Raw genomic sequence first — 8,659 nt, forward strand, 5'->3', positions numbered from 1 at the left:
CTTTCATGGTCCAGACTATCATAGTCTCTGGGCCACTCAGCGGGGGGCAGATCAGGTTAAGTGGTGCAATTTAAGTCGATTCACCTGCGATAAAGGCGATCGATCAGTTCTGCTGATTTCAAAAAGTCTTCGGCCTGCGCGTCGAACCGGTCGGACTGGGCGAGCTGACCCGCCCAGCGCGCAGCGCCGCGTCCGCCCCACGCGTCGGGCGGTTCACTCAGCATGGTTCTTGTGGTTCCGTCGAACCGTTCCGCGCGAAATTCGTAGAATGATCCATCGACATTCTTGAGCGCAGCGCCGCCACCTGTGCCGTGGAACGTAGCGGCAATCACCGCGTCCTGTCCCGCGTGCAGCCGCCAGGAGCAGGCGAGCCGCACTGCGACGCCCCCTGCATCGAACTGGCCGATCGCATAGTCCTCGACCGCGCCAGACTGCGCTGGTTCGCCGGCGGCATACAGCCGTGAATGGACCTGCGACACCTGCGGAAAACCCAACAGCCACAGCGCCAGATCGGCGAGATGGGTGCCAAGGTCGATCAGGCACCCGCCGCCCGATTGCGCCGCGTCGTAGAACCACGGTTTGTCGGGACCGTAAGCATTGTGAAAGGTCAGATCGATCGCGAATAGCTGACCCAGCGCGCCGCTCTCGATCAACCTGCGGATCGCAGCGGTCGCCTGCGTGTGTCGATAGGACAGGTCGACTCCGAGCAGCCGGTCCGCCGCCTGCGCCGCCGCGATTACTGCGCGCACCTCCGCTGCGGTCCGGCCCAGCGGCTTTTGGCAGAATACCGCAGCGCCCGCGTTCAGCGCCGCGATGCTCTGTTCGGCATGAAGGGCGCTTGGCGTTGCGATGACGATGCCGTCGAGGTCCAAAGTCATCATCGCCTGGAGGTCAGGGACGACTCGCGCATCGGGTGCCAGCGCGAGCGCGTTGTCCCGACAGGCGGGATCGGGGTCGCAAATTGCGGCAGGCGTGATGGCCCCGGTCGCGATCATCGCCTCCATCCGGTGCCGCCCGATCCAGCCGGTGCCGAGGAACCCCAGACGCGGGGTCATGCGAAGCTCACCAGTGCCTTGACGAAGCCGCCCGGCTTGTCGCGGGTCGCGGCTAGGGCTTCGCCCAGTCGTTCGAGCGGGTAGGTGCCGGAATAGAGACGAGAGGGGTCGAGCTGTCCGCTTGCCACCGCCGCCACCGCCGCGCGCAGCCCGCGCATCTGGATTTCCGGGTCGCGTTCGTGCGCGTTGATCACGTCGATTCCCTTCCAGTTCCACTCCTGCATATTCACCCGGCGCGGGCCGTCCTGATGATAGCCCGCGACGATCAGCCGCCCTCCGAACCCGGTCAGCGCCGTGGCGAGATCAAGCGGCCACTGGTGCCCGACCGCCTCGATGACGCGGTCGCACAGGGCATCGTCAGTCAGGCGCTTTGCTTGTTCGATGATCCGCCAGTGATCGTCCATCGCGATCGTCTCGGCGGCACCATAATAGCGCGCGAGGTCGAGCGATTCTTGCCGCCGCGAGATCGCGATCACGCGCGCTCCGGCCTCGCTGGCGAGTTGCGTCAGGACCGCGCCGAGAAAGCCGATGCCAATGATCGCCACGGTCTGCCCGGGCCGAATGTCGCTGCGGTGAAAGATGTTGAACGCACAGCCCAGCGGCTCGCCCGGAAACGGCATGGCCGCGAGGGCATCGGGCAGCTTCACCACCCGGTCGGCGGGCGCGACATCATATTCGGCAAAGCTGAGACAGGACAAAGTTGCGACGCGATCGCCGGTGGCGAGACCGGTAACCCCGTCGCCCAAGGCATCAACTGTGCCCCAGCCTTCGTGGCCGAGACCGCCGGGCGCCCCTGGGTAGCTGCTCCACGATTGCCCGGCCCAGGGCTCGAGGTTGGAGGCGCACACGCCGCAACCCTGCAGCCGGATGCGGACTTCCCCTCGTCCAGCGTTGGGGAGCGGCACCCGTTCGACCCGGATCTCCCCCGGCCCGGTTAGCACCGCGGCGCGCATCGTCTGGCCGGTCATGCGACCAATCCATGTTGATGCGGCGCGCGCGCGCGTTTGCGACACGGCTTCACATGACTCGCACGCCGCACATGTCGCAGACGCTGCGTGACAACATCGCGGCGCTCAGCGCGCGCGAAAGGGCCGAGCATCGCGGTGCGCCGGTGAGCGACCGGATCGCGGAGCGCATCACCGACTTTGCCGGATCGATGACCTTCGTCGCGGCGCACCTCGTCGGCTATGGATTGTGGATTGCGATCAATCTGGGCTGGTTGCCGCTGCTGCCGCGCTTCGATCCGACCTTCGTGATGCTGGCGATGGAAGCGTCGGTCGAGGCGATCTTCCTCTCGACCTTCGTGCTGATCACCCAGAACCGCATGGCCGCTGCCGCCGACCGTCGCGCTGCGCTCGATCTCCACGTCAATCTCCTCGCCGAGCATGAGCTGACCAAGCTGTCGCGGCTGGTCGAGCGGATCGCGCAGCGGCTCGATGTGCCCATCGAGGATCTCGAGCTGGGAGAGGTGCACAAACATGTGCAGCCGACCGAAGTGCTTGACGCGATCGATGCGCCGGATGTGAAGGTCGCACATTAACGCTGTGGCTCGGCAATGAACGCTTCGAGCGCGGCATGGGCGTCGTCGTCGGTCATCTGCTCGGGTGGGTGCTTGCAGAACCAGGCGGAGGCCGGAAGGATTGGTCCTCCCAGCCCGCGATCTCTCGCCAGTTTGGCGCAGCGGATCATGTCGATCGCCACCCCGGCACTGTTCGGGCTGTCCTCCACCGACAGGCGCAGTTCGAGGTTCATCGGTACCCCACCGAACAGCTGCCCCTCCATCCGCAGGAAGCAGACCTTGTTGTCATTCTGCCACGCGACATAGTCGGAGGGGCCGACATGGATATTCTCGTCAGCGAGCCGGTGCTGCGCGACCGACTGCACCGCTTCGGTCTTCGACTCCTTCTTCGACGCGAGCCGCGAGCGCTCGAGCATGTTGAGGAAATCGGTATTGCCGCCGGTATTGAGCTGATAGGTCCGGTCGAGCTTCACGCCGCGACGCCGGAACAGGTCGGTAAGGACACGGTGGACGATCGTCGCCCCCAACTGCGCCTTGATGTCGTCCCCGATCAGCGGCACCCCTGCCGCCGCGAACCGCGCCGCCCATCCGGGGTCGCTCGCGATGAACACTGGTATGTTGTTGACGAACGCCACGCCCGCTTCCAGCGCACATTCGGCGTAGAACTCGCTCGCCGCCTGCGATCCGACAGGGAGATAGTTCATCAGCACATCCGCGCGCGTCTCCCGCAGCGTCTCGACCACCTCTGACTTGCTCGGTTCGACGGCGTCGGCGATGCGGAAGCTGCGCTCCTCGGGCCAGTTGGCCATGTGATCCGCGACCCCGTCGAGTACGCGGCCCATCTGCACCCGCGCGCCGCTGGGTTCGACCGGTTCGCAGAAGCGCGTCGTGCAATTGGGCTTGGCGAAGATTGCCTCGGCGACGTCGCGCCCGACCTTGCGGCTGTCGACGTCCCATGCGGCGACGACGCGGATGTCGCTGGGCTCATACCCGCCGATCTCCCGGTGCATCAGCCCGACCGTTTCGTTCGCACCCGCGCGGTAGTGGGCGATGCCCTGAACGAGCGAGCTGGCACAATTGCCGACGCCGATAATGGCGACATTGATCCCGTGGCGGTCTGGCGAAAGCATCAGCGTGCGCTCCGTTCGGCGGCGAGGCGCTCGTCGCGGTTGAAGTGGAGGGGGGAGAGTTCGGGTGTCTCACCGACCAACTCCCGCGATGGTGCCGGCGCAGTGACCGTGCGGCCGCTACGTCCCGGAGCATAGCGGTCGATCATCCACGCGCAGAAATCGGCAAAAGCCTGGGGCTCGCGCGCTGGGCTGGTATGATGCGGCGCAACGCCGAGATGCGCCGGTGTGAAGCAGAAGGTGACGGTTACGTCGAAGTCCGCCAGCGCCTCCATTTGGCGGTCGAACCAGTCGATTGCGTTCGGACGGAAACTGTCGGCCCAGCTGAGACCAGTGCGAACATGTCGCGTGCCAAGGCGCCGCATCCACTCGACGGCATTGTCTAATCTTGGGTCGTGAAAGTGGAACCACTGCATCAACCCGATTTCGGCGGCGTGCTGCGCATAGACATCGAGTGCGGGCTTGGGCGTGCCATCGGCGCGGATCAGGCCGAGATGGAAGTGGCGGTAATAGGACGATCCCTCCGCCTCACGATGCCGCGTTTCGGCCCCCCAGCTTTCGGGCAAGTCGAACAGCGAGTACCAGAAGATGCGCTCGGCCCGGCCGCGCAGGAGCTGCGCAGTTCGTTTGAGGCCGAACAGCTGGACTTCCTCCGCGCCGAAGGAGCTGACGCCGACTTCCGTGACCCAGACCGGCTTGTCGGTCACTGCTGCGACCTCGGCAAGCTTCGCGGGCCAAGCGTCGAGCGGCCACAGATTCCAGTCGAGCGGGAAGCCGTGCACCGCGACCACATCGACCGCGTCGAGCGCGCCATGCGCTTCCATCCGCTGAAGCCAGTGCGGATCGATCGGCGACATGCCGCCAAGCACGCGGGGCAGGCCGGGATTAATCTCCCGGATCGCGGCGCCCGCGCGGATCACATGATCGGCGAACAGCGACCAATCAGGGTCGATTGCCGGGTCCCAATGCGATTTGTTGTTGGGCTCGTTCCAGATCATCGCCGCTTCGATCATGCGGCGCCTCCTGCGGGATAGACGGCGGCGGGCCCGTAGCTGGCATAGGGAACCTCCGCGACGCGGCAGAGATAGACTTCGGGTTCGGGATGGGCCTCGATCGAAAAGCCCGCCGCGCGCAGCATTGCCTGGCTGCACGCCGCATTGGGTGCCCACCAGTTGCTCCAGTCATGGGCGAAGCGCCGCTCGATGAAGTGCATCTTGGGATAGCCGGGATTGTCGAAATAGGTCGGGGGCCGGGTCGTACCGGGGAGGTGGAAGGGATGGTCCTCCGGCACCTGCAGCACATCGTCCGACCCCTGCTGCATCGTCTGGAACAGCATGAGGTCGCTGGCGACATGTTCGCGGATCAGGTCGAGCGCGAGTAGCGGGTGCCGCAGGTGATAGAGCACGCCCATGAAGATCACGATGTCGAACCGCCGCCCGAGCGCCCCGACATCGTAGACCGACAGGTTGCGGAATCCGACATCGTCGAAGCCCAGCCGCTCGGCGGCGAAGCGCGCCTGCGCCAAATAGCGGTCGTCGGTGTCGATTCCGATCACCTCACCCGCACCCCGCCGCTTCATCTCGAAGCTGTAAAAGCCGGCATTGCAGCCGATATCAAGCACCGAGCGACCGCCCAGATCGTCGGGCAGCGCATCGGCGAAGCGCTCGAACTTGAACGCCGGATAGTCGCCGAGAAAATGATCGGGCGCGGTCTCCACGCCGTCGATCCGGATGTTCTGGAACCACGGGCCGAGCGCATCGATTCGTGCCTTTAGGTCTCCGCGATGGGGGGCGATGTTGGCCTTGGCGATGGTCATTCGCTTCTCCAGTTGAGCGTCAGCACGCGCCGCTCCCGTTCGCCGAGCAGCAGGGAGCTGATCGATCCAGGGTCGATGTCGAACGACAGCAGCCGGTCGAGGGTGAGGCCAAGGATGTGCGCAACGATCCCGCGGATGATGTCGCAATGGGTGACGCACAGCACCGCGCCGCCCCAATCCTGCGCGGCGATCCGATCAAGATGCGCCATTGCGCGCATGACAGCTTGTCGCATCGTCTCGCCGCCAGGCGTCTGAGCGATGGCGCGCGCGGCATTCCAGTGGTGCCAAGCGGGATCTGAGTCCAGCTCTGCAAAGCTGCGGCCGGTCCAACCCCCAAAATCGATCTCGTCCAGCGCGTCGACCTGCGTCACGGGTAACTTCAACCGCTCGGCAATCGCCGCTGCCGTCTCGCGGGTGCGCAGGCGCGGACTCGAATGGATCGCCGCGATCGGCTCTCCGCGCGCAAACCGGCCCGCCAGCCAGCGCGCATGCGCCCGCCCCTCGGCGTTGAGGGGCGTACCGGAGCAGCGGCCGCTGAGCACCCGCCCGACATCGGCATGCGCGCAATGGCGCACGAGGTAAACTCTGGCCGCCATTACAGCAGGGGGTGGGGAGAAAGGAACAACATAGATGCTGGGTAACTATTATCGCAGCGTAATAGTTCCTCCTGATCTAAGTTATTATCAATCAAGGGCGTGGAATAACATTGATCAATTCGAACTATACTCCGGAACCTGAAGAAGAAGAAGGTGTTATGTTTATTTATCGCGGCTGGTCCGCGATTAAGACTGATGTAAATTAGTACCTCTAGACTGGGGCGGAGCGCATCGCATGGGCGAACATGTATTGGTCACCGGGGGCGCCGGCTTTATCGGTCGCGCCGTTACGGCGGAGCTGCTGCGGCGCGGGCACCGGGTGCGTGTGCTCGATTGCTTTCTCGAGCAGGTGCATGGCGGCGCGGAGCCGGCGCTCGACGATGCGGTCGAGGTGGTGCGCGCCGACATCCGCGATGGCGAAGCGGTCGCGGAAGCGCTCAAGGGGATCGACAGCGTCATACATCTCGCCGCCGAGGTCGGTGTCGGCCAGTCAATGTATGAGGTGGAGCGCTATACCTCCGCCAATGACGTCGGCACCGCCGTACTGTTCGAACGGCTGATCGACCACCCGGTTCGGCGCGTGGTCACCGCCTCCTCGATGAGCATCTATGGCGAAGGCCTGTACCGGGCGCGGGACGGCCGATTGGTCGAAGACGCCGAGCGTGGCATCGTGCGCGACGGACAGCGGGTGTGGAACCCGACCGATGCCGCGGGCGCCGCGCTCGACCCGCTGCCGACACCGGAGTGGAAGCGCCCCAGCCTCGCGTCGATCTACGCGCTCAACAAATATGTGCAGGAGCGCACCACCCACATCATGGCGGCTCCCTATGGGATCGAGAGCGTGTGCCTGCGGCTGTTCAACGTCTATGGCCCGGGCCAGGCGTTATCCAACCCCTATACCGGCGTGCTCGCGATCTTCGCCTCGCGACTGTTGAACGGCGAGCGGCCGATGATTTTCGAGGATGGCGAGCAGCGGCGCGACTTCGTTCATGTCAGCGATGTGGCGCGTGCCTTTGCCGACGCACTGGTGCTGCCGCAGGCGGCGGGTGGCACGTTCAACATCGGGTCGGGTCGGGACCGGTCGGTGACGGAGGTCGCTCAGGCGCTGGCCCGCGCAATGGGTCGCAACGATTGCGAGCCTGAAATCCTCGGCAAGGCGCGGATCGGCGATATCCGCCACTGTTTCTGCGACACGACGCAGGCGCGCGAGACGCTGGACTTCGCGGCGGAGCAGGATTTCGAGACCGGCCTTGCCGAACTCGCCGAATGGGTGCGGCAACAGACGGCGCACGATCGCGTCGGCCAGGCGCGCGCCGAACTCGAAGCACGCGGGCTGGTCGCATGAGCGCGCGCCAGCACCGCCCGATCCTCGTGACCGGTGGAGCAGGGTTCATCGGGTCGAATCTTGCCGATCGGCTGGCGGCGGCGGGGCATGACGTACTGGTGTATGACTCTCTCGCGCGACCCGGCGTCGGGGCGAACCTGGATTGGCTGCAAGCGCGCCATCGTGGGCGCATCCATCCGGTCGTTGCCGATATCCGCGATGCGGCGTTGCTGCGCGAAGCCGTTCAAACGTCCAGCGCCGTCTTCCACCTTGCGGCGCAGGTCGCGGTGACGACCAGTCTGGACCGCCCGCGCGAGGACATGGAGATCAACCTTCTCGGCACCTTCAATGTGCTGGAGGCGGCGCATGGCTGCGAGACCCCGCCGCCGGTGATCTTCGCATCGACGAACAAGGTCTATGGCGATCTGGGCGATCTCGAGCTGCGGCTGGGGGAGGAGGGCTATGTCCCGGTCGATCCGGCGATCCGCGCACATGGCGTCGATGAGCGCCGGCCGCTCGATTTCCACACCCCCTATGGCTGTTCCAAGGGGGCCGCCGATCAATATGTGCTCGACCATGCGCGCAGCTTCGGCGTGCCCGCCGCCGTGCTGCGGATGAGCTGCATCTATGGCGAGCGCCAGATGGGAACCGAGGATCAGGGCTGGGTCGCCCATTTCCTGATCCGCGCGCTCGAGGGCAGGCCGATCACGCTGTACGGCGACGGGCAGCAGGTGCGCGACGTGCTCGACGTGCAGAATGCGGTCGAGGCCTATCTGGCTGCGTGGCGCAACATCGACACGGCAGCGGGGCGTGCCTTCAATCTGGGGGGCGGCCCCGCGAACGCCATCAGCCTGCGCATGCTGATCGCGCATATCGGCGAACTGACCGGAACTCCCGTGCAGATCGTCGAGTCCGATTGGCGCCCCGGCGACCAGCGCTATTTCGTCGCCGATACGCGCTTGGCGCGGGAAGCGCTGGGGCTAGGTGCCAAGGTGCCGTGGCGGATCGGCGTCGCGCGGCTCGCCTGCTGGCTGGCTGAGGAACGGCGCTTGCCCCCGCCGCGATCCTTTGCGGTGCCGCCGCTGCGTGCGGTCGGCGCATGAGGATCGTCCTGACCTGCGACGCCGTGGGCGGTGTCTGGCAATATTCGGTCGATCTGGCGCGGGCGCTGGGGGCGGATGGCATCGATGTCGTGCTGGCGGTGATGGGACCGAGCCCGAGC

The 8,659-nt window shown here is 65.6% G+C and carries 9 protein-coding genes; 3 read left to right on the top strand and 6 right to left on the bottom strand.

The window, feature by feature from the left end:
* Positions 1-80: 80 nt before the first annotated feature.
* The gene (locus tag AX681_RS07850) at positions 81-1,055 is read right to left on the bottom strand and encodes a Gfo/Idh/MocA family protein (RefSeq protein WP_066659071.1); all 975 of its coding nucleotides are present in this window, start codon (positions 1,053-1,055) and stop codon (positions 81-83) included.
* The gene (locus AX681_RS07855; protein WP_197421869.1) at positions 1,052-2,023 is read right to left on the bottom strand and encodes an MDR/zinc-dependent alcohol dehydrogenase-like family protein; all 972 of its coding nucleotides are present in this window, start codon (positions 2,021-2,023) and stop codon (positions 1,052-1,054) included. Before AX681_RS07855 ends, AX681_RS07850 begins: the two co-directional genes overlap by 4 nt.
* 11 nt (positions 2,024-2,034) lie before the next feature.
* Here AX681_RS07855 and AX681_RS07860 point away from each other — a divergent pair, with 11 nt between their 5' ends.
* Positions 2,035-2,595, top strand: a complete 561-nt coding sequence (locus tag AX681_RS07860) for a DUF1003 domain-containing protein (protein ID WP_231733704.1) — start codon at positions 2,035-2,037, stop codon at positions 2,593-2,595.
* Here the strand turns inward: AX681_RS07860 and AX681_RS07865 are convergent.
* The 4 genes from AX681_RS07865 to AX681_RS07880 are packed head-to-tail and all read right to left on the bottom strand — an operon-like array spanning position 2,592 to position 6,092.
* On the bottom strand, positions 2,592-3,704 hold the full coding sequence (locus AX681_RS07865; RefSeq protein WP_066659069.1) for an inositol-3-phosphate synthase: 1,113 nt from the start codon (positions 3,702-3,704) through the stop codon (positions 2,592-2,594). The genes AX681_RS07860 and AX681_RS07865 overlap by 4 nt on opposite strands.
* Positions 3,704-4,714 carry a glycosyl hydrolase gene (locus tag AX681_RS07870; protein WP_066659067.1) on the bottom strand — a complete coding sequence of 337 codons (1,011 nt, stop codon included), beginning with the start codon at positions 4,712-4,714 and terminating at the stop codon, positions 3,704-3,706. Before AX681_RS07870 ends, AX681_RS07865 begins: the two co-directional genes overlap by 1 nt.
* The gene (locus tag AX681_RS07875; RefSeq protein WP_066659065.1) at positions 4,711-5,517 is read right to left on the bottom strand and encodes a TIGR04290 family methyltransferase; all 807 of its coding nucleotides are present in this window, start codon (positions 5,515-5,517) and stop codon (positions 4,711-4,713) included. Before AX681_RS07875 ends, AX681_RS07870 begins: the two co-directional genes overlap by 4 nt.
* Positions 5,514-6,092 (bottom strand): histidine phosphatase family protein, encoded by a 579-nt coding sequence (locus AX681_RS07880; protein WP_231733703.1) that lies wholly within the window; start codon positions 6,090-6,092, stop codon positions 5,514-5,516. Before AX681_RS07880 ends, AX681_RS07875 begins: the two co-directional genes overlap by 4 nt.
* Before the next feature lie 256 nt (positions 6,093-6,348).
* On the opposite strand from AX681_RS07880, the gene AX681_RS07885 reads away from it, so the two are divergent.
* Together AX681_RS07885 and AX681_RS07890 are read left to right on the top strand one after the other, a co-directional pair.
* Entirely contained in the window at positions 6,349-7,458 is a 1,110-nt protein-coding gene (locus AX681_RS07885) for an NAD-dependent epimerase/dehydratase family protein (RefSeq protein WP_066659061.1), read from the top strand.
* The gene (locus AX681_RS07890; protein WP_066659057.1) at positions 7,455-8,540 is read left to right on the top strand and encodes an SDR family NAD(P)-dependent oxidoreductase; all 1,086 of its coding nucleotides are present in this window, start codon (positions 7,455-7,457) and stop codon (positions 8,538-8,540) included. Before AX681_RS07885 ends, AX681_RS07890 begins: the two co-directional genes overlap by 4 nt.
* Positions 8,541-8,659: the final 119 nt, after the last annotated feature.

It is taken from the genome of Sphingomonas sp. CCH9-E2 (assembly GCF_001557215.1).
GTDB lineage: Bacteria > Pseudomonadota > Alphaproteobacteria > Sphingomonadales > Sphingomonadaceae > Sphingomonas.